29 protein-coding genes are annotated in these 26,981 nt (G+C 44.1%); 15 read left to right on the top strand and 14 right to left on the bottom strand.

Annotated elements, in window-relative coordinates; all coding sequences use genetic code 11:
• The first annotated feature begins 67 nt into the window (after window positions 1-67).
• Window positions 68-982, top strand: a complete 915-nt coding sequence (locus L4D78_RS03270; RefSeq protein ID WP_428465623.1) for a LysR family transcriptional regulator — start codon at window positions 68-70, stop codon at window positions 980-982.
• Between the two features lie 25 nt (window positions 983-1,007).
• On the opposite strand, the gene L4D78_RS03265 is transcribed toward L4D78_RS03270, so the two are convergent.
• The 6 genes from L4D78_RS03265 to L4D78_RS03240 form a co-directional block, all read right to left on the bottom strand.
• Entirely contained in the window at window positions 1,008-1,313 is a 306-nt protein-coding gene (locus L4D78_RS03265) for a hypothetical protein (RefSeq protein ID WP_428465622.1), read from the bottom strand.
• Between the two features lie 497 nt (window positions 1,314-1,810).
• Window positions 1,811-2,122, bottom strand: a complete 312-nt coding sequence (locus L4D78_RS03260; RefSeq protein WP_428465621.1) for a hypothetical protein — start codon at window positions 2,120-2,122, stop codon at window positions 1,811-1,813.
• Between the two features lie 178 nt (window positions 2,123-2,300).
• Entirely contained in the window at window positions 2,301-2,726 is a 426-nt protein-coding gene (locus L4D78_RS03255) for a GNAT family N-acetyltransferase (RefSeq protein ID WP_428465620.1), read from the bottom strand.
• 80 nt (window positions 2,727-2,806) lie between these two features.
• Window positions 2,807-3,403, bottom strand: a complete 597-nt coding sequence (locus L4D78_RS03250; protein WP_428465619.1) for a glutathione S-transferase family protein — start codon at window positions 3,401-3,403, stop codon at window positions 2,807-2,809.
• 161 nt (window positions 3,404-3,564) lie between these two features.
• The gene (locus tag L4D78_RS03245; RefSeq protein WP_428465618.1) at window positions 3,565-4,563 is read right to left on the bottom strand and encodes a Gfo/Idh/MocA family protein; all 999 of its coding nucleotides are present in this window, start codon (window positions 4,561-4,563) and stop codon (window positions 3,565-3,567) included.
• On the bottom strand, window positions 4,563-4,868 hold the full coding sequence (locus L4D78_RS03240; protein WP_428465617.1) for a putative quinol monooxygenase: 306 nt from the start codon (window positions 4,866-4,868) through the stop codon (window positions 4,563-4,565). The genes L4D78_RS03245 and L4D78_RS03240 overlap by 1 nt, the downstream gene beginning before the upstream one ends.
• A gap of 103 nt (window positions 4,869-4,971) precedes the next feature.
• Here L4D78_RS03240 and L4D78_RS03235 point away from each other — a divergent pair, with 103 nt between their 5' ends.
• The 4 genes from L4D78_RS03235 (at window position 4,972) to L4D78_RS03220 (ending at window position 8,861) form a co-directional block, all read left to right on the top strand.
• Complete coding sequence (locus L4D78_RS03235) at window positions 4,972-5,847, top strand: LysR substrate-binding domain-containing protein (protein ID WP_428465616.1); 876 nt, start codon at window positions 4,972-4,974, stop codon at window positions 5,845-5,847.
• 184 nt (window positions 5,848-6,031) lie between these two features.
• Entirely contained in the window at window positions 6,032-6,898 is an 867-nt protein-coding gene (locus L4D78_RS03230; protein WP_428465615.1) for an endonuclease/exonuclease/phosphatase family protein, read from the top strand.
• A 164-nt stretch (window positions 6,899-7,062) separates the two neighbouring features.
• Window positions 7,063-7,977, top strand: coding sequence for a D-alanine--D-alanine ligase family protein (locus tag L4D78_RS03225; protein ID WP_428457228.1), 915 nt, complete (start codon window positions 7,063-7,065; stop codon window positions 7,975-7,977).
• 140 nt (window positions 7,978-8,117) lie between these two features.
• A complete protein-coding gene (locus tag L4D78_RS03220) occupies window positions 8,118-8,861 on the top strand; it encodes a hypothetical protein (RefSeq protein WP_428465614.1) in 744 nt (247 codons plus the stop codon).
• 85 nt (window positions 8,862-8,946) lie between these two features.
• On the opposite strand, the gene L4D78_RS03215 is transcribed toward L4D78_RS03220, so the two are convergent.
• The 3 genes from L4D78_RS03215 to L4D78_RS03205 form a co-directional block, all read right to left on the bottom strand.
• Window positions 8,947-10,377 carry a 6-phospho-beta-glucosidase gene (locus L4D78_RS03215; RefSeq protein ID WP_428465613.1) on the bottom strand — a complete coding sequence of 477 codons (1,431 nt, stop codon included), beginning with the start codon at window positions 10,375-10,377 and terminating at the stop codon, window positions 8,947-8,949.
• A gap of 70 nt (window positions 10,378-10,447) precedes the next feature.
• Complete coding sequence (ascF, locus tag L4D78_RS03210) at window positions 10,448-11,941, bottom strand: PTS cellobiose/arbutin/salicin transporter subunit IIBC (protein ID WP_428465612.1); 1,494 nt, start codon at window positions 11,939-11,941, stop codon at window positions 10,448-10,450.
• A gap of 136 nt (window positions 11,942-12,077) precedes the next feature.
• On the bottom strand, window positions 12,078-12,695 hold the full coding sequence (locus L4D78_RS03205; RefSeq protein WP_428465611.1) for a bifunctional 4-hydroxy-2-oxoglutarate aldolase/2-dehydro-3-deoxy-phosphogluconate aldolase: 618 nt from the start codon (window positions 12,693-12,695) through the stop codon (window positions 12,078-12,080).
• A gap of 212 nt (window positions 12,696-12,907) precedes the next feature.
• Here L4D78_RS03205 and L4D78_RS03200 point away from each other — a divergent pair, with 212 nt between their 5' ends.
• Both L4D78_RS03200 and edd read left to right on the top strand, forming a co-directional pair.
• Window positions 12,908-13,450, top strand: coding sequence for a gluconokinase (locus L4D78_RS03200; protein ID WP_428465610.1), 543 nt, complete (start codon window positions 12,908-12,910; stop codon window positions 13,448-13,450).
• Complete coding sequence (edd, locus tag L4D78_RS03195) at window positions 13,447-15,243, top strand: phosphogluconate dehydratase (RefSeq protein WP_428465609.1); 1,797 nt, start codon at window positions 13,447-13,449, stop codon at window positions 15,241-15,243. The genes L4D78_RS03200 and edd overlap by 4 nt, the downstream gene beginning before the upstream one ends.
• A 110-nt stretch (window positions 15,244-15,353) precedes the next feature.
• Here edd and L4D78_RS03190 read toward each other — a convergent pair whose 3' ends face one another.
• Window positions 15,354-16,361, bottom strand: coding sequence for a substrate-binding domain-containing protein (locus L4D78_RS03190; RefSeq protein ID WP_428465608.1), 1,008 nt, complete (start codon window positions 16,359-16,361; stop codon window positions 15,354-15,356).
• A gap of 343 nt (window positions 16,362-16,704) precedes the next feature.
• Here L4D78_RS03190 and L4D78_RS03185 point away from each other — a divergent pair, with 343 nt between their 5' ends.
• Window positions 16,705-16,992 carry a hypothetical protein gene (locus L4D78_RS03185; RefSeq protein WP_428465607.1) on the top strand — a complete coding sequence of 96 codons (288 nt, stop codon included), beginning with the start codon at window positions 16,705-16,707 and terminating at the stop codon, window positions 16,990-16,992.
• A gap of 109 nt (window positions 16,993-17,101) precedes the next feature.
• Window positions 17,102-17,293: a hypothetical protein gene (locus L4D78_RS03180; RefSeq protein WP_428465606.1), complete on the top strand. Its 192-nt coding sequence runs from the start codon at window positions 17,102-17,104 to the stop codon at window positions 17,291-17,293.
• A 120-nt stretch (window positions 17,294-17,413) separates the two neighbouring features.
• On the opposite strand, the gene L4D78_RS03175 is transcribed toward L4D78_RS03180, so the two are convergent.
• Window positions 17,414-17,749, bottom strand: a complete 336-nt coding sequence (locus tag L4D78_RS03175; protein ID WP_428465605.1) for a hypothetical protein — start codon at window positions 17,747-17,749, stop codon at window positions 17,414-17,416.
• 162 nt (window positions 17,750-17,911) lie between these two features.
• Window positions 17,912-18,799, bottom strand: a complete 888-nt coding sequence (locus L4D78_RS03170; protein ID WP_428465604.1) for a LysR substrate-binding domain-containing protein — start codon at window positions 18,797-18,799, stop codon at window positions 17,912-17,914.
• A 140-nt stretch (window positions 18,800-18,939) separates the two neighbouring features.
• On the opposite strand from L4D78_RS03170, the gene L4D78_RS03165 reads away from it, so the two are divergent.
• The 6 genes from L4D78_RS03165 to L4D78_RS03140 all read left to right on the top strand — a co-directional run bounded on the left by L4D78_RS03165 (window position 18,940) and on the right by L4D78_RS03140 (window position 24,235).
• The gene (locus L4D78_RS03165; RefSeq protein WP_428465603.1) at window positions 18,940-19,635 is read left to right on the top strand and encodes a pirin family protein; all 696 of its coding nucleotides are present in this window, start codon (window positions 18,940-18,942) and stop codon (window positions 19,633-19,635) included.
• 27 nt (window positions 19,636-19,662) lie between these two features.
• On the top strand, window positions 19,663-20,289 hold the full coding sequence (locus L4D78_RS03160; protein WP_428465602.1) for an isochorismatase family protein: 627 nt from the start codon (window positions 19,663-19,665) through the stop codon (window positions 20,287-20,289).
• Window positions 20,290-20,464: 175 nt separating this feature from the next.
• The gene (locus tag L4D78_RS03155) at window positions 20,465-21,286 is read left to right on the top strand and encodes a hypothetical protein (RefSeq protein WP_428465601.1); all 822 of its coding nucleotides are present in this window, start codon (window positions 20,465-20,467) and stop codon (window positions 21,284-21,286) included.
• 81 nt (window positions 21,287-21,367) lie between these two features.
• The gene (locus L4D78_RS03150) at window positions 21,368-22,465 is read left to right on the top strand and encodes a hypothetical protein (protein ID WP_428465600.1); all 1,098 of its coding nucleotides are present in this window, start codon (window positions 21,368-21,370) and stop codon (window positions 22,463-22,465) included.
• Between the two features lie 184 nt (window positions 22,466-22,649).
• Window positions 22,650-23,561 carry a 5'/3'-nucleotidase SurE gene (locus tag L4D78_RS03145; RefSeq protein ID WP_428465599.1) on the top strand — a complete coding sequence of 304 codons (912 nt, stop codon included), beginning with the start codon at window positions 22,650-22,652 and terminating at the stop codon, window positions 23,559-23,561.
• Window positions 23,562-23,572: 11 nt separating this feature from the next.
• Window positions 23,573-24,235 (top strand): hypothetical protein, encoded by a 663-nt coding sequence (locus L4D78_RS03140; RefSeq protein WP_428465598.1) that lies wholly within the window; start codon window positions 23,573-23,575, stop codon window positions 24,233-24,235.
• Window positions 24,236-24,302: 67 nt separating this feature from the next.
• On the opposite strand, the gene dbpA is transcribed toward L4D78_RS03140, so the two are convergent.
• Complete coding sequence (gene dbpA, locus L4D78_RS03135; RefSeq protein WP_428465597.1) at window positions 24,303-25,688, bottom strand: ATP-dependent RNA helicase DbpA; 1,386 nt, start codon at window positions 25,686-25,688, stop codon at window positions 24,303-24,305.
• Between the two features lie 174 nt (window positions 25,689-25,862).
• Window positions 25,863-26,978: an anhydro-N-acetylmuramic acid kinase gene (locus L4D78_RS03130; RefSeq protein WP_428465596.1), complete on the bottom strand. Its 1,116-nt coding sequence runs from the start codon at window positions 26,976-26,978 to the stop codon at window positions 25,863-25,865.
• Window positions 26,979-26,981: the final 3 nt, after the last annotated feature.

Genomic DNA, 26,981 nt, shown 5'->3' with positions numbered 1-26,981 from the left:
TATATTCGCATTGAAATATAAACTGATTAATTTAAGGTCTTAACGACTTTTCAAGTGGTAGTAGATTGTGAATAAGCTTAAACAAACCCTCTCGTTAGATACCGTTCAAATACTCGATGTGATAGACAGAGAAGGTAGTTTTGCTGCGGCTTCTCAACATTTAAACCGTTCAACATCTGCCTTGAGTTACCAAATCCAGAAGTTGGAAGAAGATCTTGATGTCCTCATTCTTGACCGATCTGGGCATAGAGCAACGTTTACTCACGCTGGTCGGCTTCTCGTAGAACAAGGCCGCATGATCCTTGATGCCTCTGACACACTGTATAGGCAAGTTAAAGAGTTAGCACAAGGCTGGGAAAGCGAGCTCTTCGTCAGCTATGACGGTATTATAGGCTCTGATTTATTTTTATCTCTAATGGCTGATTTTGGGCAATTAAGCCAAACAAAACTCACGTTTAAAGAAGAAATTCTAACGGGCGGTTGGGAGGCCTTGAGTGCAGGCCGAACAGATATTTTAGTCTCGTCACGTCCTCAGGTTTTGCCCAATGAAATCAAAACAACCTTTCTAGGCAAAGTCGAAATGATTTGGGTGTCATCACCTCTTAACCCAATTATTGACGAGCCTGAACCTCTCAATGAAAATATCAGACAACGATACCGTGTTATTGCAGTCTCTGATTCTGCGCATACTAGCCCCAAATTGACGAAAAATATTCTCTCGGATCAAGCTGTTTATACGGTAAGTACCATGGATGACAAAATAAAGGCGATAAAAGCGGGGATTGGTATAGGCACGGTTCCTCGCTCATTAATACAGCAAGACTTAGAGCAACAAAACCTACTCGAGCTAGGCACTGCTCGCGAAGTTGACATTGTCATTGCTTGGCACCGCGCTGAGATGGGACAAGCCAAAACATGGTGTATCAAACATATTCAGCACCTTTGGGAACAAAGTCAAAAAGCAAAATGCGCCCTTGTATAAGGCGCATTACTGTATAAAAGAAAGCTTATTTTTCACGCGAGACGTAGACGTGTTTTGAAACTTGTTCACCTGAAGGAGCAATCGCAGTAACGCGTATTGAGCTAGATCGGTTAGCGCTATTTCGAATAAATACTCGTCCGTTGTCATCCGTCACCAATTCTTCATTTATAGGTGCATTCGTTAGCACCTCAGCGCCGATAACAGGAGAGCTATCTTCTGTAATTTTAACCCATGTGCCGTGGTTAGATGGCATTGCCGTCATTTTAAGTGACGCATTTACATTAAAGGTCGCTAGTAAAATCACCAATGCTGCACTCAGTTTTGCGTTCATATCATTTCCCTCATTAAGATTTAGATGCTTGTTTTCTATGAGGTAAATATAGTTTTAACCGACCATCAATCATAGCGGGTAAATCAGAACAACTTATCCTAGAATTCAACAGCAATAACATTTAAATATACGGTACACGATTCAAATGTTGAATTTAGCGACTATTAAATAGCTGCAATAAAGAAATATATTCAGTAAGAATACGGTTTACCAACATATTTACTCACACGCATGGTTGAATCGCTATCACGATGGTACACATAGTGAAATCAAACCAATAAAATGAATTTATGGCCAACAACTAAAATATAATTTTGGTGACTTTATGATTGAACGCTTTGAGCATGAAGTGGCATATACAGAAGCGAGTAGGTAACGTGCAGATATTGGGAAGGAAAAGCATGGTGTCTTCAAATATATTCAGCCTCTCAAAAAAAGAAGCCAGAAAGCAGAATGCGCCCTTTCATAGAGCGCATTCTCAGCGAATCAAGCAATGCTTATCTTTCACTTGAGCGTGGAACATATACTAACTTAGTGACTTCCTCACCATTTGGCGTCGTTGCTGTTACCCGTAATGAGTTAGCCCAATGGGAGTTCTTTTGAATGAAAACTCTACCGTTCTCATCAGTAAATAGCGCTTCTTGTATCGGAGAATTTGTTACAACCTCTGCGCCAGCTACAGGTGAGTGGCTTTCAGTCACTTTAACCCAAGTACCATGATTAGATGGTGCTGCTGTCATGTTAAGCGACGCATTTACATTAAAAGTTGCTAATAAAGTAACCAGTACAGCACTCAGCTTCGCGTTCATATCAATTTCCTCATTAAGATTTAGATGCTTGTTTTCTATGAGGTAAATATAAGCTCAGCCGAGAACTGATCATAGCGAGTAAATCAGGACAACCTATTTAATAATTAGATGAAACTAATTGAAAATGAGGCCTGTTACATACAGGCCCGGCTGCTACTTGCGGTAATATCAATTTTCACTAAAAAGCATAAGTAAAATGATGACTTGCGATAACAAAATCTTCTTTTAAATAAAATTTGTGAGCACCAAAGCGATGAACGCCAGAATCAAGGTGAATTTGATCCAATTGATTTAAGTGCGCATAGTCTTTAAACCAGTCAATCAACAATTGCCCAGCACCTTTTGAACGATGCTCCTCGGCAGCCACTAAGTCATCAATATACATATACTTACCCCAAGACAGTTTTTGTCCTGTGACAAAACCAGCAACACAGAGCACTTTCGCGTCCTCGACTACATAAACAATTTGGTAGCCCGCTTTTTGCTGTGATTTTATTTGTGATATTAAACTATCAAGATCATATTGCGGCCGTAACTGCTGCAATACCAATGCAATCGCACCTAACTCTTCATTTGAAGATAATAGCTGTACTTCCACTTTCATTCCCTCCAATGCTAATCATAGAAAGCCTCTATTATTAAGAGGCTAAATAATACGAATAGCTCGAGGGTAACAAACAATTATTACATCATGCCGACATAGTCAGGATGGCTCGCAATGTCATTAATCCATCGCGCAATGGCTGGATAGCACTCTAACGAGAACCCACCTTCATGGGCGACATGGGTGTAAGCATATAGAGAAATATCAGCAATAGTCAGACTTTCACCAGCTAAGTACGAGGTTTGTTGGAGTTGCTTTTCCATCATCAAGAGGGCTTTGTTTCCGCCTTCTTGTAAGGCCTGATATTCAGCTTTACGCTCTTCAGGCATACCTAAATATTTTGCAATGAAGCGGGCAACCGCAATATAGGGCTCATGACTATATTGCTCGAAGAACAGCCACTCCATTACTTTTGCTTTCTGATAATTATCTTGCGGCAATAACCGAGTACTTTCAGCAAGATAACAGAGAATAGCGTTCGACTCGGCTAAACAGCGACCATCATCCAGTTCAAGTGTTGGGATTTTCCCATTCGGGTTCTTTTGCAAAAATTCATCACTGCGGCTCTCGCCATCGAGAATATTGATGTGCTGCCAGAGGTAAGGAATTGCTAGTAACTCTAGCACCAGCTTCACTTTGAAACAGTTCCCTGATTGAATATCACCGTAGACTTTCATTGTTCGTCCTCCATTGACGGATTATATTTCATCGAATCAATCCACTGACTCAATTTAAATTCATCCTAGCGAACTAATACCGAAGTGAGAACGAAAAAATCATTTAACAATAATAAAGAGAGCATGTGCTCCCTTTAAATCACCTATACCGAACTTGGTAATTAGTTTAAATATTTTTCGACCTCTGCTTCCCAATCAGTCAAAAACATCATGATCTGCCGTGAATCTTCTGGCGTGGCCGCTGGGCGTTCAAGGGTTTTGTTCCCTTGCTCAATCGCTTCTCTTATGGCTCGAACCTGATAGAGAAAACCATTACCATCAGCGTTAACTGTTATCGTTTTGGAAGGCTGTTCGTATTCAGTAATCACGAACTGGTTGTGAACGTCAGGCAACCATGGGTTAGTGACAATTTGTAAACTACCTGTAGAGCCTAATACCGTAAACTCCGCATGTAGTCCGTAGTCCTCAGCAGTGTGTAGTTGGCCCATCACGCCGTTAGAGAAGCGAATATTAGCCACCGACTCGCAGATATTGCCATCGGTATCTCGGCGCCCCATAGCTGAAAGCTCATCGCGAGTGGCCGCTTGCTCATTACAACCTTGCTGCATGATCAGGTGCATTAAAGATGCCGGATAGCAGCCTAGATTATACAAAGCCCCCTTACTCTCAGGGTTAACAAATTGCGAAATCGCCGCTGTATATTGGCCATTGATCGCACGTAGTTCACCAATAGCCCCCGATTGGATTGTTTTGATAATTTCAGCTGTAAACGGGTGATTGAGGTACATTAAACCTTCAGCAAAAAACACCTTGTTTTGCTCAACAGCAGCGAGGGCTTCTTCTGTCTTAGTCATATCAACCGACAATGACTTCTCACATAAAATGGCTTTACCCGCATTCGCCGCTTTCACCACGTATTCATGATGCAGGTGATTTGGCAAAGCAATGTAGACAATATCAACCTGCTCATCTGCGATTAAAGCATCGTAGCTATCGTAAGCAACAGCAATATCATATTGCTCAACAAAAGCCTCTCTTGGCGCTTTACTGCGACCCGCGACAGCGTAAAGCTGGGTATGGCCATCTTGCTTAATGGCATCAGCCATAACACCAGAAATAAAGCTCGTTCCTAAAATGCCCCACTTAAGTGATTGGCTCATTATTTCTCTCCCACAGTCATTAAGTCAGTTTCAAATGCCTGCACTAAATCTGTAATGCCGAGGCCAATAAAATGCTGCGTATGCTCGGCGCTAAAATGCTGTTGGAAGGCAGCCTGATCATCATAGCGTTCCCATAAAATAAAACGACGAGGATCGCTCATATCTTGGTGTGCTATTGCCAATGAACAACCTGATTCGCTGTTCATTCCACAACAAAATTCGGCTATCGCTTGCTTGGCGATATCCAGATCAATTTCAGGTTTTACTTTGATCTCTGCAGTAATAAATAAACCCGGTTCAAACATGGTCGCAATGCCTTTCTTTTATAGAATCAATCCAATTTAATTGACAAGCTAAGATTGATAAACAACGATGTGCTTGGTTATTTATCAACTTATAGTTTGTAATATGGATAAACTAAAAAGCATGCAAGTATTCGTCGATGTGGTGCAGCGGGGCAGCCTTGCCAAGACTGCAGCACACTATTCAATAACATCGACAATGGTTGGCAAGCATATCAAGTCGTTAGAAAGCTACCTTGGCATCAAGTTACTAAACCGAACAACCCGCAGGCAATCACTGACCGAAGCGGGTGATATGTATTTCCGCGAATGCTTACGCATATTGGCAGAGATCACTGAAGCCGAAAACAGCCTACAAGCCATCACCAACGCACCGCGTGGGCTGATCAGAATCAACTCACCGGTTACCTATGGCAGTTTGGTCATCGCTCCTATTGTGGCAAGATTCCTTCAGCAATATCCCGACATCAATATCGAGCTGACGCTTGATAATCAGCGTATTGATCCGCTAGATGAACAGGTTGATTTGATCATCCGTATTGGCGATCTCGAAGATTCCACCTTAATTGCCAAACACATTGATAGCTACGATAGCTTATTTTGTGCAACACCTCATTATCTAGACCATCATGGTGTCCCCTCGTCGCTCGAAGTGCTCACCCAGTATGATTGCCTTGGCTTTAGTTATGGCGATATTCAACCAAACTTGGCGCTCCGGATCGATACGCCTGCATTCAATCGGCAGCTATCGAGGTTAAGTTCAAACAGTGGGCAAGCGTTAAAAGAAGCCGCTCTTCAAGACGCGGGGATCATCTTGCAGCCAAAAATCCTGATCAAAGACGAAATCAATAACGGTCGATTAGTTGAGATCCTTCACGAGGACCGCCCTATCGCACGGCCAGTTCATCTGCTTTATAAAGGGAAAGCTCAACCCTTAAAAACGAGGACATTTATTGAGTACCTTGTCCAATCACTCTTGTAAGGCGCGATAACACATCACTTATTACAGTGAGGTGGCATTGAAAAACACCTGCGAAAGCTGCGCTGATTATAAATAGCCATCAATATGCAAAAAATTTTCAGTTGTGACTCATATTTTGCATTACTTCGCATTGGTTATCCTTATATTCACACCCTATTCGTCAACGCTGGCAAATACGGTAACAGTGGCATCGTGGAATATGCGATGGCTTGATAGTCAATCTGAACGTCCAGAATCACTACGCCGAACGGCTGACTATCAAGCAATGGCAAACACTGTAAAGCAACTTGATGCCGATGTTATTGCTTTCCAAGAAGTGGCTGATGAACAGTCGTTATCATTAGTCATGGACATGAATAATGACGCCCTATCGAGTAACAGTTACCGTATCGAGCTTTCAACGCGCCAACTACATTCCAAATCCACTCGCTCAGGCGTTCGTTGGGAGCAATATGTCGGATTCGCAATCAGATCACACATCGCCTATTACCGGAATCCTGATCTTATCGCTCTCGATACCACTAAGCAGCATTATCTGCGTTATGGCGTTGACATCACCCTGCTCGATAACACGCGGCAACCACGCCTTAGACTTTTAACCGTTCATCTCAAAAGTGGCTGCTTTTCTGCCAAATCACGGAAAAAAAGCTGCACGCAACTCAAGCAACAATTTGAGTCAATTGAACACTGGGTCGAAAAACGCTATAAGGAAAAACAACCGTTCATAGTGCTTGGTGACTTCAACCGTCACCTAACCGCCCCTAACGATTGGCTTTGGCGAGAACTTAATGATGGCTTCCCGTTTGGATTAACACTCTACGCAGCGACATCTGGCCAGAAAAGTAATTGTACGGTACGCCGTTATAGCAGACATAAAAAACGCTGGTTTACGCATAACTACCGCCAGTTTATCGATCACATGATTATGGGTTCAACAACCAAATCAATGATGGTAAACGGCTCTTTTAAACAGCATGAATTTCAACCGAGCTCAGTCAGTCACTTTAATACCTCTGATCACTGCCCAATAAAAGCAACATTTAATTTATAATTGGTCACACCAAAAATTCGCTCACAATAACACCAAAAACAAGACGTTTAGCATAAAAAAGCCCAATAATAGCCTAATTTACAATACAGATAATGAATATATCCCACACCATGCTATTCTCTTTGTTTTATATAAAAATACAACAAATTACATTGGTATATAACATGAGAATTGGTGTTTTATATGGAGGTGACTCCAGTGAGCGAGAGGTTTCTCTTAAGTCAGGAATGTGTATCGCCGACGCTATCGAGTCATTAGGCCACGAGGCAATCAAAATTGATCCTCGGCATATTGATATTACCCTTCAAGGTTTCTTTAATTTAGATAAAGTCTTCATTGCACTGCATGGTGGAATGGGTGAGAGTGGACATATACAAGCTTTGCTTGATCTGCTCAAAATTCCATACACAGGCAGTGGTCTGCTTGCTTCATCAACATCACAGAATAAGCATAAAACCAAAGAAATCTGGAAAGCGAATGGCCTAAATACCGCTGATTGGATCCAAGTGAATAAACACACTCCAGCAGATTCCATCAAAGCCACACTGAGTAACCTTACGTACCCTGTTATCGTAAAACCTTTAAATCAAGGCTGTAGTATTGGCATAACAAAGGCAGACACCCCCGACAGCCTCTTCCATGCCTTAATTACCGCCTTTGAATACGATGACAATATTCTGGTAGAAACTTTTATTACTGGTCGTGAATACACTTGTGCGATTTTAGATGGAAAACCTTTACCTGCGGTACAGATCAAGTCTGATAGCTTCTTCGACTGGGATGCAAAATTCGGTAATCAAACTGCAACCTACCATTGCCCGTCAGATCTGACCGCTGAACAAGAACAAAAAATGCAGCAGGCTGCACTCAAAGCCTACCAAGTACTTGGCTGCCGGGGCTGGGGGCGCGTTGATACCTTTCTTGATGATGCCGGAGAAGTACACCTAATCGAAATGAATACCGTGCCGGGCATGACGACGCGCAGCGTATTCCCAATGGCAACAAAAGAAGTCGGGATGAGCTTTGAGGATACCATCGCCAAGCTACTTGATACCGCTTCATATGATGAAGTGAAATGAACTGACCCCCACCTTTGACCATAATGGTGCGAACGCGCCATTATGGAAACAACCTCATATCCAAAAGACATACTTTCAAAATATACATTCACATAGATTATACTTTCATGCTTCATTATGATTTTAAGGGAACTAAAAGCATGAAAAAGCTGGCAATATCAATGATTTCTATTTTATCTTTTAATGCAAATGCCTTAGTGCATACGGAAATCGAAGATTCACGTATACCAACCATCAAGTCTGCAGTAGAAAGCTACAATGCCGAATTCAAGCAATCTCATTCAGCATTCTTACCCGATGTTACAAGTATCAGTAATAGTATCGGTAGCATGATCAATACGGCCGTCATTACGGGTAATCAAAATCGCATGCTATCTAACTGCTCATTGAATGCGACAGGAATGGCAACACGACAAACAACCGCAAATACTGCCCTGGATGCTGAACAACTGATACCTGACACCCAATACCACTTCTGGGGAAGCTATAGCCCAACGGTAGAGCAGCAGCTTATCGGGATATCTGAATATCTTTCAAAAAAGGCACCACAGTCTCAATTAACCCTTGCTACCCCAAACGGCAGTCAATGGTATGATCTTAACCAGAAAAACGTGCCCGCATCTGATGGCTGGAAAGCGATGAACCAATACCAAGATGGGACGCGTTTCGTCGTAGGGATCGGGCTAATGGATGAGCTCATTCGCGACAATAGCCACTACATTTATGCGGAGAAAATCAATGGCGAAGTCATCTTTATCGACGGTCAAACAAACCTCAGTAAAGATATTCCACCGACATACCTGACGACACAATTTGATTTTAGCCATCTGGATATTCCACTTGTAACTGGGCTAATATTTTGGGCGCTGGAACCTACTAGCTAACCTTTAAGCAGACACAAAAAAGCCGGTAAGCAATATAGACTTACCGGCAAACTGTCAGAGCTTCCCCTCAAACAACAGAACACATTTAAACGAGGTCTTCACCATTGCTGGCAATGACCTTTTTATACCAGTAGAAGGATTTTTTGGGGGTACGATCCAAACTACCGTTACCTTTATTATCTCGATCAACGTAGATGAAACCATAGCGTTTGCTCATCTCACCCGTTGATGCAGCCACCAAGTCAATACAACCCCATGGCGTATAACCCATTAGCGGAATACCATCACCGATCGCGTCTCGCATTGCCTCGACATGCTCACGCAAATAGTCGATACGATAGTCATCGTTTATCTCGCCGTTCGCCTCAATGACATCTTTTGCGCCCAAGCCATTTTCAACCAAGAAAAGTGGTTTCTGGTAGCGGTCATATAAGGTATTCATCGTAATACGCAAACCTTGCGGGTCGATAACCCAGCCCCAATCACTGGCAGCTAAGTGTGGGTTTTTAATCGACTTCACCACATTGGCTTCACTGGTATTCCCCTCATTCATATCAGCAGACGCACAACGTGATGCGTAGTAGCTAAACGAAATGAAATCGACAGTATGCTTAAGAATTTCATGATCTTCTTCATGAATATCGAGTATGACATTCTTATCATTAAAGACTTTCTGCGCATAAGACGGGTAATAACCGCGTGATTGGACATCAATGAAAAACAGGTTTTCACGATCTTTTTGCATCGCGGTAAAGACATCTTCCGGCTTACAAGAATACGGATAGAAGTTACCGCCAGCGAGCATACAACCCACTTGGTTTTCTGGGTTGATTTCATGAGCAATTTTAGTAACCAGTGCGCTAGCAACCAACTCGTGGTGAGCCGCTTGGTATTTCACTTGATCTTTGTTTTCGCCTTCTTGGAACATCAAGCCTGCACCCGAAAACGGGCTTGCCAACAAAATGTTAATTTCATTGAATGTCAGCCAGTACTTCACTAAACCATCAAAAGCTTCGAAACAGGTACGCGCATAACGCTCAAAAAAACTGATCATCTTACGGTTACGCCAAGAGCCGTACTCGTTCACTAAGTGCATCGGTACATCAAAGTGGCACAACGTGACTAACGGTTCAATGTCATGCTTTTTGCACTCTTCAAACACATCACGATAGAAATCGATACCAGCCTGGTTCGGCGTTTCTTCATCACCGTTTGGAAATATTCGGCTCCAAGCAATCGACATGCGAAAGACCTTAAAGCCCATCTCTGCCAGCATCGCGATATCTTCTTTATAGCGGTGGTAGAAATCAATCGCTTGGTGGCTTGGGTAGTACTCATTAGGATCAAGTTCAACCGAGTCTCTTAGACCCAGTTTAATTGGCATACGATTTTCGCCGTAAGGGATCATATCAACCGTCGTCAGTCCTTTACCACCAGTAAGGTGAGCACCTTCAGATTGATTGGCAGCGATTGCGCCACCCCATAAAAACCCTTCCGGGAACCTAACATCAGACATGTTATACCTCTTTGTAACAAAGCCACCTCGATATAAGAGATGGCTTGAATTTATTTGTTAGACCGTAATACTAGGCAATGGCAGGCTTTGCTGTCGCTGGTATTTCATTTGTTTTAACGTCTTCTTCCGCCGCATCTTTCGACGCCGTTGGGTTTGATTCATCCTCATCTTCAGGGATATCTTCAAAGCCAAGCAGTAACGTCAATGTGAAAGATAGAACGACTGACAGTGCCATCAGACCCAACACCCACACTAGGCTCATCGGGTCGTTCACGTCAATGAACTGAACACTGGTAAAGAGGCTCGGCGCCGCCATTGAGTGGCTGGCGATACCCGCCATACCCGCTAGGCCACCAACGATGAAGCCTGTGATAAGTGTTGCAATCAAAGGACGCTTCAAGCGTACTAATACACCGTAAAGCGCAGGCTCTGAGATACCCGCCATCAATGCTGATGCACCTGCTGCCATCGACGTTTGCTTCAACGCGATATTCTTAGTTTTCCAAGCAACAGCCAGACACGCACCACCCATACCGATGTTTGCACCGATTTCAGACGGCATAACCATTGCTTCAGTACCTGTTTCAGCAATTGTCTGGATAATTGTTGGGGTAAATACGCGGTGCATACCAGTTAGAACCAGCAGCGGCCATAATGCGCCCATGATAGCAACAGCCAACCAGCCCAATGTACCGTGGATAGTGTAAACCAGCGTAGAAAGTGCAGTACCAATCCAAATACCCATTGGACCAACCAGAACGATACCAATCGGAGCCCCAATTAACACGATAAGCATTGGTTTCAAGAAGTTCTTCGTTACAGCAGGAGTAATGCTATCCACCCAACGCTCGATGTACGACAAGATCCAGGTCATGATCAACACAGGAATAACTGTGTAAGTGTAACGTACCGAAGTAATTGGAATACCAAACAAGTCAACTTGGCGTCCGTCTGCAGCTTGCGCCATCAGGTCAACGAAGTTCGGGTGTACCAGCACGCCAGCAATACCGATTGCTATCGACATGTTGGTTTTAAATTTAATCGATGCAGATGCCGCTACCATGATAGGTAGGAAGTAGAAAGCACCATCACCAATGGTATTTAGCAGGATAATTGTAGAGTGGTCGGCTTCATAAATGTTAAACATCAGTAACAGCATAGCTGCAAGTTTAACCATCGAGCCACCGATAATCGCAGGGATCAATGGCGACATGGTGCCAACAAGTGCATCAAGCATTTTGGCGCCGATAACTTTCGGTGTCAGCTTCACTTTTTTCGCAGCTGCTGGCGCATCAGCGGTATTGCCACCATCTAAACGGCACAGGTTCATCACTTCTTTATAAGCATAAGATACATTGTTACCAATGATCACCTGACACTGGTCACCATTATGGACAACACCCATGACACCTTTGATCGCTTTTAGAGCAGAAGCATCAACTTTCGCTTCATCTTTTAGTACAAAGCGCAAACGCGTCATACAGTGGGTCAGTGCTACAACGTTGTCTGCACCACCCAACTTCTCGACGACCGAGCGGGCAACGCTGCTGTAATCTTTCGACATTTCTCTCAACTCCTGCGTAAACGGAGAATATATGCGGGTAAAATTGCCGCCTATTCCCTTATATTTTGCTTAAAATGTCATCAGTAAAAATGTAAGTATCAATGTAAATACTGATGACAGAAATTTAGTATATGTATTACTTATTGATTTCACTGACTAACTGGCCAATAGCCTGCCAGTCGCCTTGTTCAATTAAGTTATTTGGCACCATCCATGTACCACCACATGCCACTACCTTCTCAAGCGCAAGGTAGTCGTTTGCATTGGCAGGGCTAATACCACCAGTTGGCATGAACACCACTGGGTACACCGCAGACAGTGCTTTAAGCATGCCAATACCACCTGATGGTTCTGCAGGGAAAAACTTGACTGTTTTCAAGCCTAGCGACATTGCTTGCTCAACCAAACTTGGGTTATTAACCCCAGGAATAATTGGAATATTCTTTGCTAAGCAATACTTAACCGTGATTGGATTTAGACCAGGGCTCACAATAAAGTCAGCACCAGCCAAAATAGCTTGATCAACCTGCTCTATTGTCAGCACAGTGCCAGCACCAATCAGCATGTCTGGGTAGGCTTCTCGCATAAGGCGAATAGACTCTGCCGCTGCATCTGTTCGGAAAGTAATTTCGGCACAAGGCAACCCATTTTCCATTAAGACTTTTGCTAATGGCTTGGCACTGTCTGCATTTTTAATCGCAATCACAGGTACTATTTTTAACGCCTTCAGTTTGCTTTCGATTGTTTGTCCCATTTTTCTCCCCTCTCCATAACACTTCCTGCAGCAAAACATGAGTAATACTGGTAGCGCTAAACACGGTGTTTTTTTATGAAATCTTTTTTGAGAGGTTCACAACCACTCAAGTTACGGGTAACATGTTACCAGTAACTTTACTAAAATAAACCCGAATTTGAAGATCATCTGAAAAATGAGATCCAGATCAGAAAAAGATTCAAGGAGCTTAAATGTTGGGGAAAAGCATTATTGTGATGGGGGTGTCCGCATCCGGAAAAAGCACTATCGGCCACCAGCTTGCACTGAGTATTGGCGCTAAGTTCATCGATGGGGACGACCTTCACCCTAAAGCGAACATTCTAAAAATGGCTAAAGGTGAACCGTTGAACGATGACGACCGTCGACCTTGGCTTGAACGTATCCGTGACGCAGCATTTAGTATCGAAAGTAAAAATGAAACCGGTGTCATTGTTTGCTCTGCCTTAAAAAAATGTTACAGGGAACAAATCCGTAACGGTAATAACAGTCTGGTCTTTTTATATCTAGACGGCAGCCCTGAGCTCATTTTGGATCGAATGCGCCTTCGCCATGGTCATTTCATGAAAGAGAATATGATCAATAGCCAATTCGCGGTTTTAGAGTCCCCAACGGGTGAACCAGACGTTATTACAATCAGTATTGACCAAGGCATTGATGCTGTTATTGAGCAATCCGTTAACGCCCTTACATCAACAACAACCAATGAAATAAATGGTCAGGAGGCAATGGCATGACACACTCTGTGATTAGCGAAGTAACACTGCGTATAAAACAACGCAGTGCCAAATTACGTCAAAGCTTTGAAGACAAAATTGCACAACAAGCCAAGCAAGGAAAAGGACGAGCAAGCCTATCATGCGGTAACTTAGCACATGCGGTTGCGGCTTCAGGCCAAGAAGAAAAGCTACAAATCCTCGATTTTACGCGCTCTAACCTTGCCATTATCTCTTCATACAACGATATGCTCAGTGCACATCAATTGTATAAGCACTATCCTGACCAAATCAAAACAGCGCTAAAACCTTACGGCCATACCGCACAAATTGCAGGTTGTGTACCTGCTATGTGTGATGGTGTTACGCAAGGCCAGCCGGGTATGGATATGTCACTGTTTTCTCGTGACCTAATTGCGCAATCAACCGCATTTTCTCTTAGTCACAATGTGTTTGATGCAACGTTATTGCTCGGTATTTGTGATAAAATCGCTCCGGGGCAACTCATGGGCGCATTGAGCTATGCGCACCTGCCAACAGCATTCATTCCTGCAGGCCCTATGCCAACAGGGATCAGCAATGATGAAAAAGTCTCTGTCCGACAAAAATACGTTGCTGGTGAAGTTGGCAAAGAAGCGTTACTAGAAATGGAATGCCAAGCTTACCATTCAGGTGGAACATGTACCTTCTATGGCACCGCGAATACCAATCAGCTCGTTTTCGAAGCCATGGGCCTGATGCTACCCGGCTCAGCGTTTGTTGCACCTAATACGCCATTACGACTAAAGCTAACTGAACATGCTTCTTTACAGTTGGCTTCGATGTCTGAAGGCAGTGCTAATTACCGCCCATTGGCTGATGTCTTTACGGCAGAGAGCCTTGTGAATGGCTTGGTTGCACTTCTCGCCTCTGGCGGTAGTACCAACCATACAATCCATATGATCGCTATCGCCCGTGCGGGTGGTTTGATCCTGACATGGGATGACATGAGCGATTTATCTGATGTCGTGCCATTACTTGCAAAAATGTATCCGAATGGCCCTGCCGACATTAACGCGTTTGAACAGGCAGGGGGCGTACCCGCTCTAATGAGCCAGCTCCATGATAAAGCACTGCTTAACAGTAACGTTAAAACAGTCTTTGGTGGGTTTAACGACCAACTTTGTCTGCCAACCCTCAAGAACGGCGAGCTAGTATGGCAAGCATCTTCAGGCACCACCGATCCCGAGGTGATTGCGGCTAAAAATCAAAGCTTCAATCAAACGGGTGGAACAAAAGTCCTAAACGGTAACATAGGGAAAGCGGTGGTTAAGGTGTCTGCCGTCGATAAAGCCCATCAATATATTGAGGCTCCAGCAAAAGTATTCCTGTCTCAGCATGATGTTGAAACGGCCTATCAAAATGGCGAGCTAAATCAAGATTGTATCGTTGTGGTTACCCATAATGGTCCAGCCGCTAACGGTATGCCTGAGCTGCACAAGCTAATGCCAATTTTAGGCAATATTCAAAAAGCCGGCCACCAAGTTGCGCTAGTCACTGATGGCCGTTTATCTGGTGCATCGGGTAAGATCCCAGCTGCAATCCATGTTTCACCAGAAGCGTTACGTGGTGGGGCTATCGGTAAGATTCAAGATGGCGATATCATTACGCTAGACTGTCACACTGGTGAACTCTGCGTATCTGCGGAACTAGATAGCCGTTCAAGCCGTCAAATAGATACGGAAGCAGAGCAAATCACCTGGGGAAGGGATATATTCAAAGTCATGCGTGATAACGTTTCGAGTGCAGACACAGGGGCAAGCTTTATTTTTTAATTTAGCCGCTTCTTAAGGTGCCGTTTTTGCTTTTTCTGATAAAAAGTAACTCGGCACCYTTCCACTTAAAGCATAGATATTTAAAATATTTACACTTAAAGCATTACAACTTATAAACTCTCACCACGGGTGATGGTAAACCCAAGATCATAAATATTCCGAGCTTTACGTTCACCTTCAATTGCCGACAACAACAGCTCTGCACTCTTCTCACCAATCTGATAACGTGGTGTATAAATACTGGTTAAGCGTGGCGTGATCGCTTGTCCGATATCTAATGCGTTATAACCAACAACGCTGAGTGTTTCAGGTACCCGAATTCCCCGCTCGTTACACGCTAATATCGTACCAATCGCGATATCATCGTTGGTGCAAAATACACCATCAAGCTCTGGGCATTCGGCCAAGGCACGGCTTAGTAGCTCCCCGCCCAATGTAAAGCTTGAGTGTTCATGGGTCAGAATATGATACTTTTCTAATCCCGCCTCGGTCATTGCTTTATCGTAACCTTCCATACGTAACTGGGTTCGAGTATCTAAACGCGCACCGAAATATGAGATGTGCTTTCTACCCTTATTAATCATTGCTTTAACAGCAGAATAAGCCGCATTAACATGATCGAGCCCGACCACCATATCAATCGGTTTTTTAGGTAACTCCATCGCCTCAACCACAGGTATGCCTGCCGTTTTGATCATCTGCAGCGTTCGTTCCGTATGAGCAGTACTTGTTAAAATAAGGCCATCAACTTGATAAGAAAGCAAAGAGGCAATCTTACGTTCTTCGACTTCTTCGCTGTAACTGAAGTGTGCAATAAGCGTTTCGTAGCCTTTGTCATTCGTAACCGCCTCAATACCTTGAGCAAAGCTGGAAAACACTTGGTTTGACAATGACGGTAACAAAACACCGATCGCCTTACTTGATGATTTCGATAGCATGGCCGGTGCACGATTTTGAATATAGCCAAGCTCTTCTACCACCACGGCTATTTTGTCACGAGTACTCGCCGAAACTGACTCGGGGTTACGCATATAACGGCTCACCGTCATTTTGGTGATACCAATGCGATCTGCAATATCTTGAAGGGTTGGACGCGTTTTTTTCTGTTCTTGAGTCATGGCTATAAGCTAATTAACTGCGAGTTACCGTAAAATGTTACAGTAACATACCAGTACGAAATCACACAGAACAACTTAAGACCTTTAAGCCTACAAGTTCAAAAAATCACCCGAACGTTAACTTTCGAGAGTTCCGTCAATTATTTCTATAATTATAACGTTGAAAATATACAACTATGGTATAAAGATCACGAATTGATAGTTTTATTAATAAGTGGGTAGCAAAGGAATGGTACTGATACTGTTAGTGATCGTATGCGGATTGTTAATCTTATTGGCCTTAAAGGAACGTGGGCAATTAAAAATAATATACGCGGCTTCAGCCCTACTCATTTTTTTTATAATGACTTTTTCTCTTGTCGATCATATTAAAGAAGAGAAAAAGAAGCGTGCTTTAGTCACCTCTCCGCCACAGATAGTTCTTGAACCACAAGCTCCGCTCGATATTACAAACACTGACAGTGAATTCAGTTACAAGGACCTTGAAGCCATTTCATTTGAGCTCTACAGGCAACTGAGCCAAACCGAGCAACAAGTTGAATCTCTCCAGCAGCGACTCGCGACAAAACGTGAATTCATCAATGAGCATTGGGGGGATGATTTCCCCTTTATCGTCACCCCTGATGATTAAGAAACTACGGAGCAGATTTCAGTTTTGCTAGCATAAAAAAGCATATTACTGCTACGCTTTAATTTTGTTGGTCACTATTGATGCAACACTTAATAAGTGGAGAGTATTAATGAAAAAGCTCCTAATGCTAATCTGTATCACTTTCTCGAGCTTTACTTTTGCAGCAGGAATGAGCGGGGGAAGTACCGTTACTGTCCCACAAATCATCTGTATGCAAAATGGTGAAATGCTTGGTACCACAGCGATGCCTGTTTACGAATGTGACAAGCTCAAAAAAGAACAAACAGAAAAGAATAAGTGATTTGCCAAAGCCATAAAAACAAGAAGCTAGGTTAAACAACCTGGCTTTTTTGTTATATCAACGCAATGCCAAACTTAGCTGTTATGTAAATCAACGACACTTAGCACTTTAATCCAGAGCTCAATAGCTCAATTCAAACGACACCGAACCGCTATCAACTTCAAGGGTATCACTGCCAGTAAGCTCACCACCAGCTTGTACAGAGATACTGAAATCCTTAGTGGCATTGAATTTGACCCCAGTGCCAAATTCAGTCGGATCTGAATTGTTTCTATTTTGATAAATGCTGTTATCGTCGATCATTGTATTGTGTACAGGACGGCTTCCTTCACCAATAAACTCTAATCGTTGGCTCTCTTGTGAGTCTTTGATAAAAATTTCACCCAAAGCACGTTCTTGGGCTGATAACCCAAAAGAAAGCAGTGCAATTATCATCAGCAAACTATTACGTATCATACGCGTCCTTGTTACTTCACCACCCAACTTAATGAATCCAGCACTCAAGTTAATTTATGCTCATAGTTAGATTAACTGGATCATTTGCATAGTCAATACATCAACACTAAACCAGCCTTATCGTCACAATCATTATCCAGTTAATGACGGATAAACCCACCGTCATCGTATGCGCTCTTCAAACAAGGTTTTAAGGAAATCTAAAAACACGCGCAATTTTGGGGTTGCCCCACGATGGCTTGGAAACAATGCGTGGAACTCAACTGCAGGGGCCTGCCAGTCCGGTAAAACGCGCCGTAACCCCTCTTTATTTCCCATATAGTGCGGCAATAAAGCAATCCCCACTCCCCCTATAGCAAGTTGATAAATTGCCGAGAAATCATTAACCGTGCAATAAGGCGTAATAGTGTGTGTCTCTTGAATATTACCCTGCAATAAGGTCATCGTTTGGGGTTCATCGGCCTTTCCCCCCATCATTAAAATAGGATGGTCACAAAGCTCAGTGATATCCTTCGGCTCACCATATTGTTTAAGGTATGTATCTGTAGCAAAAAACTGATGGTAACTTTTGCCTAATAAGCGAGAAACGAGTCCAGAGTCTGGCAGGGTGCCGACTCTTATCACTACATCGACCCCTTCTTCCAAAATATCCACACGGCGGTTCGTCAATTCCATCTGTACATTGATATTGGGGTAAGACGCTAAAAAATTGGCCATTGCTGGAGCAATGATTTGTTGCCCTGTCGTCACTGACACGCTGACTCGAAGTACACCTTGTGGCTCTGACATCATCGCCAATACTGCTTGCTCGGCATGCTCAGACTCTTCAATGATCCTCACGCAATGTTGATAGTAAATCTGGCCAATGTCAGTCAAATGAATACGCCGTGTTGTTCGCTCGAGTAACCTGATTCCGAGTGACTCTTCTAACGATGACACATGGCGACTGATATTTGACTTAGGTAAGCCAATCATCTCAGCTGCAGCGGTAAAACCACCAGCCTGTACAACCCGCGCAAATATCACCATATCATTTACATTCTGTGTCACTGCTTGATCTCCAGCCGCTCCATACACTTTCTTACTGTTCTATGTATAGAACAGTAATTCCCATAAAACACTATTTATCACATTTACGCAACAAGCTAACCTTTTATCTAACAACCAAGAATGAGATAGAGGGACTACAAATGGACAAATTACAGAAATCACAATTATCACTGGGTGGATTTGCCGGATTAACAGAGCACCGATTGATCAAATCGCCTCAAGCATTTGGGGGAGAAGCAAATCAGGACGGTAGTTGGCCTGGACTTGGTAACTTCGTTTATCTGGCTGATGCACAATTTTTGCCGAAGGGCGAAACCCGTATGCATAGCCACCATGAAGTTGATGTTATTTCAGTCATGGTAAAAGGCCGCATTGCCCACCAAGGATCTCTGGGGCACGGAAAAGATCTCAACACCTATGATGTTCAAGTCCAGCGTGCTGGCGGTGAAGGATTTTCTCACAATGAAGTTAACCCCGATGATAGTGCTAACCGTATGATCCAGCTTTGGGTCTTACCCGAGCAAACAGGGCAACCTGCCGCTTATAAAGTCTATCGCCCACAACAAGGAGAGATGACACGTATCTACGGCGGCACAAGCAGCCACGCTGACTTCCCGGCAAGTACGATTATCGACACTGCGCGGCTATCAGAAAATCAGTCAATTAAAATCAACGCACCGTTTATTGCTTATCTCGTCGAGGGTGAGGGTAAGGCCAACAACGAAAAGTTAATTGTAGATGAAATGATCCGTGGCACTACGTTGAATTTTACAGCTGAAAAAGAGTGTCAGCTGATCATTATTCAGCTCGCAACAGAGCAGACAACTGAACACTAAGCACAACATCCACATGGAGACAGTAAGATGACAAATATATTTGCAGAACGCCTCACCCCAGATAATGCGGTACTTGCGATGATCGATCACCAAACCGGTTTATTAGTCAGTTGCCGTGATCAAGATGTGCATTTAACGCAGGCTAATATCCGCGGCTTATGCCATACAGCCAACGTACTTGAGCTGCCATCCGTTGTGACGGCAAGTATGCCACAAGGACCTAATGGCCCGATCATGAGTGATATTTTAGATATCCTCGGCAGCAACGTGCTCGAACGTCCAGGCGAAATCAATGCGTGGGATAATCAGGACTTTAAAGGAGCGATTGAAGCGACTGGACGTAAGAAAATCATCATGGCAGGCATTGTTACCGACGTATGCTTGATGTTTCCAGCCCTCTCAGCGGTGGCCGACGGCTATGATGTCTACGCTGTGATTGATGCTTCAGGCACATGGAATGAAACCGTGAGAGATGCGGCCATGATGAGAATGAGCCAAGCCGGGGTTAAAGTGACCACTTGGGCTGCCGTTCTCGCCGAATTAATGCACGACTGGCGCAGTGAACAAGGCCTTGAGCTTGGCAGCGTGCTGGCCGAACATACCTCATACCAATGGGTATACAGCAGTTTTGTCACGGCCCAACAAACGAAATAACAACCAATTATTGGCGGTGTGTGGTGTGTGGTGTGTATACCGCCAGTAACCAAGGGGAAAGTTAAAGGAGCATACCCTCCATCATGTATCCTTACCTTTCAGTGTCATTAAATATTCATGCTATGTACCTAACATTAGCTAAAAGGCTCAATTTTCAATATTTAATGGCACACTCATGATTGCTCTAACAACCCGATGGCAATATTCACTGACTGTCATTTTCATCACCACCTTGCTAAGTACTAGCCTTTTGTTCGCCAGTAAGCACATTGCTTTTAGCGGCCAACCGCTAAGCCAATATAACCAAGTCAGCTGTACAATGAACAATAAAGGGCGAGACTCGTTCAACATTCTGGCACCCAGCCATATACTGGCAAAGTCATTAGCCAACCAGTTTTGCCAGCTTAGCGAACTAGAAACCACATTCAGCCAAATAACCGTTAGCTGGCTCCCAAGAGGTGCACTAGAACCTGCTGCTATCCTTGAGCAAGAATACGAACTCATATGGGGAAGAAAAACTCACCTTGCAGGGCTTGCTCCTCAATATAGCGATTATTACCAGCCCATTAAATCATTGCCAAATTATGATGTCTTTTTTCTCAGCCATGAGCCATTACCCGAACTCAGCAGAGATACTTTTATATCCAAACGCATTGGCTTACTTAACGACAATTACAGTCAATCTGGTTTTCAAATACCTATCAATACATTCCGCCAGTTGGGTCTATCAATAGAGAGTCTCAATATAAAACATTACCAGAGCCGTAAAGCCCTTCATCGCGCCTTTAGCCAGCAAGAGGTCGACATTATCACCGCCAACTCTTACAGCCCAAAGCTCTACCGCTATCAAGCACCTTACAAACTACGTATTGCCAGCAACATCTCCTCTGGAGCTTGGTTCATTAACAAGCAACTGATCAGCCCTGATCTAAGAACGATTATCCGTCAGTATTTAGACCATCCTCTGCCACTTTCGCGTATTACCCTCAACCAATAATGACATTGAGTGAAGAGCTCGATTCACCGTTAGATAGCCAACACGTCAATGTCTCGAATAACAATAATAGCTAGTACCCCAATGAAAAAACTCAAACTACAATCGCTTAGTAAACGAATATACCCACTGATAGTATTTAGCCTGTCATTGATACTTTATCTCACCCTTAGCCATTGGTTTTTACAATCAAGCTTGAGGGAACAATATTTAACGGCTTACCAACAACCACTTATCGAACATGTTTCCTCCGCACAGCGTGATACGGGGGATACGGGTTTAACGCCGGGTTTGGTTATTACTATCGCGCAGCAAATAGAGCAAGATTTAACCTTTAATCCTAACAGCCTATTTGTTGCACAATGCCATACCTCTGTACTCAGCTTACTCAGTCAGTCAACCAAAGAAGCACAGCAGCCTTGGTGGCACCTCGCTCCAACCTCGACCATAAAAAAAATTGGTTTAGTGGCCTATATTGACTGTAAACCTCAACTTGCAACCTGGCTGCCTATTGCGATGCTCATTGCGGCTCTGCAAACGCTACTGATCTGCCGGCTACCTCACCCGCTAACAACCAGACAGCATCAAGCTCAGACGTTCTTAACCCAATCAGGCATGGTCCCAACACAGGCTATCTCTCTAATACGACAATACCCCCGTATTTTCGCCCAACTAACCCAAGATCAACTCGCATGTTTTTTACAGAGTCTGCCGCACATGCCAGTCGAGCAGGCGCTGGCCATTGCTCAACATAAATCAGACATGTTTTTTTCGACGACCAATAACCACACATTAGTGGTTAAACTTCATGGCGTTACAATCGAGATGGCAAAAACACCGTTAATCTATTATTACTGGTATGCCCAGAAACGCGTAACGAACGAGCATGAGGGCTGGTTCACCAATCCAGCAGCTAACCGTCCAGATCAAGTATCTGCCGAGTCGTTGATTACTTTAATGGAGCAGTTCGGTGGTCATGCGAGAGCCATTAGCGATCTAAAAGAAAATGGGCTCAAAGCAAAGTCTCTCGACCAGAACCGCAGCAAGATCAAAGAAGCTATTCTCGCCGTTCTTCCTCCTTCATTGGCTGAAACTTATCTATTTGAAAAAGACAATTCTGACAGCCAACTCAGGGCGAGGTATCGTATAAAGCTTGATATCAATAAAATAACCCTAACATGAATCACAGCATAAGATGTTGATATATATGCAATCTAAGCATTTGTAGACATCTATAAACATACCAAGATATCTTCGTCATTAAACCTTAACCACAATTTTCAACAGTAGTTCCCACTTAACAGGCACCGACCCAATATGGTGCCAAACCTACAGAGCATGTACTCATTTACAGCAGGGAACATCCATGAAACTGAAAACGAAGCTTCTCTCAACAGCCATCAGTGCTGGACTCTTTCTATCGCATCAAGCCAACGCATTGAATATTGTCCTAACCAATGATGACAGCTGGGAAACCACCAATATCCAAGTGCTGAAAACCGCACTCGAAGACGCTGGCCACGATGTCATAATGTCGGCCCCCTGCACTGGACAAAGTGGTAAAGGGGGTGGGTTTCACTTTTTCAAAAATGTGTCCGTAGATACCTCAGAAGCTAGCGATAATAAATTCTGCATCGGTGATACCGATACAACGGCGGCTTTTGAAGACTATGTAGAAGGGACCCCTGTGATGTCGGCGCTCTATGGCATCGATATTGCGGCTCAGGAGAAATGGGGAGCCAACCCTGACCTACTGATTTCCGGCCCAAACGAAGGCAATAATGTTGGCTACTTGAACAATAACTCAGGTACTTTAGGCGCAGCAATGATCGCCCTTTCCCGTGGTATTCCCGCCATTGCAGTCAGTGCCGATATAAACTCAGAGCATGATCCTTCTCAGGCTCCTAAAATTGCCAAGGTTGTAATACAAATTCTTGAAAACCTCACCGCGAGCCAACTTGAAGGACAACCTCTGCTCCCCGCGTACACAGGACTGAATATCAACACCCCTGCAGACCTTGATAACCACAAAGGCTATCGTTTCACTGATGTTGGCTGGAACGGCGGCGGTATTGCACTAACGTTTATGTCAACCACCACCCCTACTACCAATATGGTGGGCTTTGAGCTCAGTGATGTAGGCGATAACAATGAGAGCTCAGAAGGTGTCGCCGTCCAAAACGGCTATATCGCCGTCAGTACCATTGATGGCAATATTCAAGCCCCAAGGGCAAAAGTCGCCCATATCCAGCAACGCTTAACCGAGCTAACAAAATAAGAGAGGTTCGCATGATATATCGGTATCTCGCTATTGCTAGCGCCCTAATGTTAGCCGGTTGCAATAGCAGCGATAGTACAGACAGTGATAGCAACAATAATGGGGAGCTTGTCGTTTCAGGCTTTTTTAGTGGTGTTAGCAACGATATCAGCGGTCAGCCAATCCGGGTAGATGCCGCGCTATTATCCCACTCTGACTCGTTAGTTACTCTGTGGGACGATAGAGATAAGCAAACCAACTATATCGCTCACATAGGTTCTGATAGCCAGTCATTCTCCTTTGCCAACGGCCAGTATCAATGTACGTTAGAAGCGCAGGCGTTCAACTGTCGCTCTAATCAGGGAGATTTCATTTTAGAAAAACAAACAGAGGAAAAAAGTGATATTGCGTCATTAGCTGGCCAATATACCGCGGTTAATAATACTGGCGACCTACAAATAATGACACTTGGAGCCTCAGGTTCACTCACAATTGAAACGGGCAACTGTGAAGTTCAAGCCAAATTATTAGAGCATGCCAACAAGACGTTGCTGAAAATATCGCAGGATGAACAACAGTGCGGCTGGCCTGAATCAATCACCTATGCCACACCCGTTACCACCAGCTATGACTTAACCAGTATTGACGTTCAGTCGAGTGATCCTGCATTTCCACAAGTGTGGTTAAAACAATAAATAATAAAAAGCCCGCTTATTCCTAAGCGGGCTTTCTGGTGATTGTTTCTTTTCGCAAAAAGCTTGATTAGCTAATTTGACGAATGCGGAAGCTGCGTCCTTTCATTTTACCACTTTCTAGCTTTTTCAACGCAAAACGGGCTACATCGTTTTTAACCGCGACAAATGCCGTCATGTCAAAGACATTGATCTTACCAACTTGATCACCACGGATACCATTTTCACCCGTCAGCGCGCCTAAAATATCGCCAGGGCGTACTTTTTGTCGCTTACCGCCACTGATCTGCAAAGTCACCATCGAAGGGCGGTGTGTTGGCTGGTCAAGCAAATCAAGTGAAGGCAACGCTTCACTTTCAATCGCTCTATCAAGGTAGTCTTCAAGCAATGCAATTTTATAGTGCTCTTTGTCACTATAGAACGAACACGCAATACCTTGGCTACCAGCACGGCCTGTACGGCCAATACGGTGAACGTGTATTTCAGTATCACGTGCAACGTGGTAGTTAATTACACAATCAAGGGCATCAATATCAAGACCACGAGCCGCAACATCGGTTGCCACTAACACTGACGCACTTTTGTTAGCAAAACGAACCAGTGTTTGATCACGTTCGCGCTGTTCAAGATCACCGTGCAATGCAATTGAGCTGAAGCCGTAATGCTCTAGGTCATCAGAAACTTCTTGTGCTTCACGCTTGGTATTACAAAATACCACGGTTGATTCAGGGCGGTGCTGTGACAACAACAAACGAAGCGCTGTCATGCGATCTTCATCTGAGTCAACTTTATAGAAATGCTGATCAATGCTGCTGTTATCGTGCGTCGATTCTACTTTCACCATTACTGGCTTATGCATAATACGGCTAGCAACCGATTCGATCTGCTTAGGGAACGTCGCACTAAATAGCAAGGTTTGACGATCCGCAGGGGCAGCATCAGTGATCGCATCAAGTGCATCTTGGAAACCCATTTCCAACATGCGGTCAGCTTCATCAAGGACGAGTACGTTCAAATCATCAAGCGACAAGAAACCCTTACGTAAATGCTCTTCAACGCGACCTGGGGTACCCACAATAATGTGCGCGCCGTGTTCTAACGAACCAATTTGCGGGCCAAACGGTACACCACCACACAACGTTAATACTTTAATATTGTGGATAGCACGAGCAAGCTTACGAATTTCTTTGGCAACTTGATCAGCCAACTCACGCGTTGGGCACAAGACTAACGTTTGAATACGAAAACGCTTAACGTTGAGGTGATCAAGCAAACCCAAACCAAATGCAGCTGTTTTACCAGAACCTGTTTTACCCTGTGCAATCACATCTTTACCCGCAAGAATATGCGGCAGGCTTTGCGCCTGAATTGGGGTCATTTCGTCATAACCCAATGTTGATAAGTTGCTTAAAAGGCCAGGTTTAAGGTTTAAATTTGAAAAAGCGTTTTTGCTCACGGGCAGTATCCTATCATCCCCTGCGTGCCAACATACGACGGCCACAGGCTAAAAAACAAAGTCGGTAACATAGTGACACTGTTCATCGAATACAGCACCTATCACCTCAAGGGCAGCGACACTAACAGCCTTCAGCCTAAAAAGATAGCAATAATCGATACAGAACAAACAGAGTTAATCGGCAGGGTAAATAACACCTAGTGAGGCCGGTTTAGACGCACCCGTCACTTCAGGAATATTGCTCGGTAAGTTATGAATACGTTGATGGGCAAGCCAAGCAAATGCCATCGCTTCCATGTAGTCTGGATCGACCCCCTCATCGCGTGTATTACCCACCCGCCAATCCGGCAGTAGGCTCGCTAACCGTGACATCAATAAAGGATTACATGCCCCGCCACCGCAAACCAACAACTGAGGCGCGGTTCCCACGGCAAAACGTAAAACGTCAGTGGCAATCGTCACAGCTGTGAACTCCAGCAGGGTTGATTGTACATCTTCCGGCGGCAGAGGTTGCGAAAGTAGCGATAATTGAGTCTGCAACCAAGGAAGGTTGTAGTGCTCACGACCTGTACTTTTTGGATAAGGTTGCGCGAGGTAAGGGTCTTTTAATAGTAGCCCTAGCAACTCACGATTGACCGTGCCTTGGCGAGCAAAGGCAGCATCTTTATCGTATTTTTCGCCAAGGTGCTGACTTACCCAAGCATCCATCAGCATATTTCCGGGTCCAGTATCAAAGCCCAACACGGTAGCGTTAGGCCGAAGTACTGAAATATTGGCGATACCACCAATATTCAAAACCACGGTCGATGAATCTTGCTGTGAGAATAAGTTTCGATGAAAAGCAGGCACCAAGGGTGCCCCTTGCCCACCAAGTGCCATGTCTTTACGGCGAAAATCTGCGACTGTTGTAATGCCGGTTTTAGCCGCAATGATATTGGCATCCCCAAGCTGGAGCGTAAACGGGGTATCACCTTCAGGCTGGTGAAAGACCGTTTGACCATGATTGCCGATCGCCGTCACCTTCTCAGGGGCAATATTTTCACGTTCTAAAAGTTGATCAATTGCGTCAGCAAACAAGTGACCAAGAAGATGGTCAAGCCTCCCGATCTGCTTTAATGATGTTGCTTGCCCTAGGCAAACACTCAACAATTCATCTTTTAAGCTACCTGGCATCGGGTAGCAATCACCCGCGATAAGAGAAACGCGTTGATCTTTCACCTCCACTAACACCGTATCAACCCCATCAAGGCTAGTGCCCGACATCACACCAATATAAAGTGCTGGTATCATTTT

The organism is Photobacterium minamisatsumaniensis (genome assembly GCF_050336695.1).
GTDB classification, from domain to species: domain Bacteria; phylum Pseudomonadota; class Gammaproteobacteria; order Enterobacterales; family Vibrionaceae; genus Photobacterium; species Photobacterium minamisatsumaniensis.
The sequence above is the reverse complement of the archived record's forward strand: the minus strand, read 5'-3'. Positions and strand labels throughout refer to the sequence as shown.

Bases quoted from the DNA above. Each gene is read 5' to 3' on its own strand.
- L4D78_RS03265 (WP_428465622.1), bottom strand. From the start codon at position 1,313: ATGAACGCAAAACTGAGTGCAGCATTGGTGATTTTACTAGCGACCTTT.
- L4D78_RS03260 (WP_428465621.1), bottom strand. From the start codon at position 2,122: ATGAACGCGAAGCTGAGTGCTGTACTGGTTACTTTATTAGCAACTTTT.
- L4D78_RS03255 (WP_428465620.1), bottom strand. From the start codon at position 2,726: ATGAAAGTGGAAGTACAGCTATTATCTTCAAATGAAGAGTTAGGTGCG.
- L4D78_RS03250 (WP_428465619.1), bottom strand. From the start codon at position 3,403: ATGAAAGTCTACGGTGATATTCAATCAGGGAACTGTTTCAAAGTGAAG.
- L4D78_RS03245 (WP_428465618.1), bottom strand. From the start codon at position 4,563: ATGAGCCAATCACTTAAGTGGGGCATTTTAGGAACGAGCTTTATTTCT.
- L4D78_RS03240 (WP_428465617.1), bottom strand. From the start codon at position 4,868: ATGTTTGAACCGGGTTTATTTATTACTGCAGAGATCAAAGTAAAACCT.
- L4D78_RS03235 (WP_428465616.1), top strand. From the start codon at position 4,972: ATGGATAAACTAAAAAGCATGCAAGTATTCGTCGATGTGGTGCAGCGG.
- L4D78_RS03225 (WP_428457228.1), top strand. From the start codon at position 7,063: ATGAGAATTGGTGTTTTATATGGAGGTGACTCCAGTGAGCGAGAGGTT.
- L4D78_RS03220 (WP_428465614.1), top strand. From the start codon at position 8,118: ATGAAAAAGCTGGCAATATCAATGATTTCTATTTTATCTTTTAATGCA.
- L4D78_RS03215 (WP_428465613.1), bottom strand. From the start codon at position 10,377: ATGTCTGATGTTAGGTTCCCGGAAGGGTTTTTATGGGGTGGCGCAATC.
- ascF (WP_428465612.1), bottom strand. From the start codon at position 11,941: ATGTCGAAAGATTACAGCAGCGTTGCCCGCTCGGTCGTCGAGAAGTTG.
- L4D78_RS03205 (WP_428465611.1), bottom strand. From the start codon at position 12,695: ATGGGACAAACAATCGAAAGCAAACTGAAGGCGTTAAAAATAGTACCT.
- L4D78_RS03200 (WP_428465610.1), top strand. From the start codon at position 12,908: ATGTTGGGGAAAAGCATTATTGTGATGGGGGTGTCCGCATCCGGAAAA.
- edd (WP_428465609.1), top strand. From the start codon at position 13,447: ATGACACACTCTGTGATTAGCGAAGTAACACTGCGTATAAAACAACGC.
- L4D78_RS03190 (WP_428465608.1), bottom strand. From the start codon at position 16,361: ATGACTCAAGAACAGAAAAAAACGCGTCCAACCCTTCAAGATATTGCA.
- L4D78_RS03185 (WP_428465607.1), top strand. From the start codon at position 16,705: ATGACTTTTTCTCTTGTCGATCATATTAAAGAAGAGAAAAAGAAGCGT.
- L4D78_RS03180 (WP_428465606.1), top strand. From the start codon at position 17,102: ATGAAAAAGCTCCTAATGCTAATCTGTATCACTTTCTCGAGCTTTACT.
- L4D78_RS03175 (WP_428465605.1), bottom strand. From the start codon at position 17,749: ATGATACGTAATAGTTTGCTGATGATAATTGCACTGCTTTCTTTTGGG.
- L4D78_RS03165 (WP_428465603.1), top strand. From the start codon at position 18,940: ATGGACAAATTACAGAAATCACAATTATCACTGGGTGGATTTGCCGGA.
- L4D78_RS03160 (WP_428465602.1), top strand. From the start codon at position 19,663: ATGACAAATATATTTGCAGAACGCCTCACCCCAGATAATGCGGTACTT.
- L4D78_RS03155 (WP_428465601.1), top strand. From the start codon at position 20,465: ATGATTGCTCTAACAACCCGATGGCAATATTCACTGACTGTCATTTTC.
- L4D78_RS03150 (WP_428465600.1), top strand. From the start codon at position 21,368: ATGAAAAAACTCAAACTACAATCGCTTAGTAAACGAATATACCCACTG.
- L4D78_RS03145 (WP_428465599.1), top strand. From the start codon at position 22,650: ATGAAACTGAAAACGAAGCTTCTCTCAACAGCCATCAGTGCTGGACTC.
- L4D78_RS03140 (WP_428465598.1), top strand. From the start codon at position 23,573: ATGATATATCGGTATCTCGCTATTGCTAGCGCCCTAATGTTAGCCGGT.
- L4D78_RS03130 (WP_428465596.1), bottom strand. From the start codon at position 26,978: ATGATACCAGCACTTTATATTGGTGTGATGTCGGGCACTAGCCTTGAT.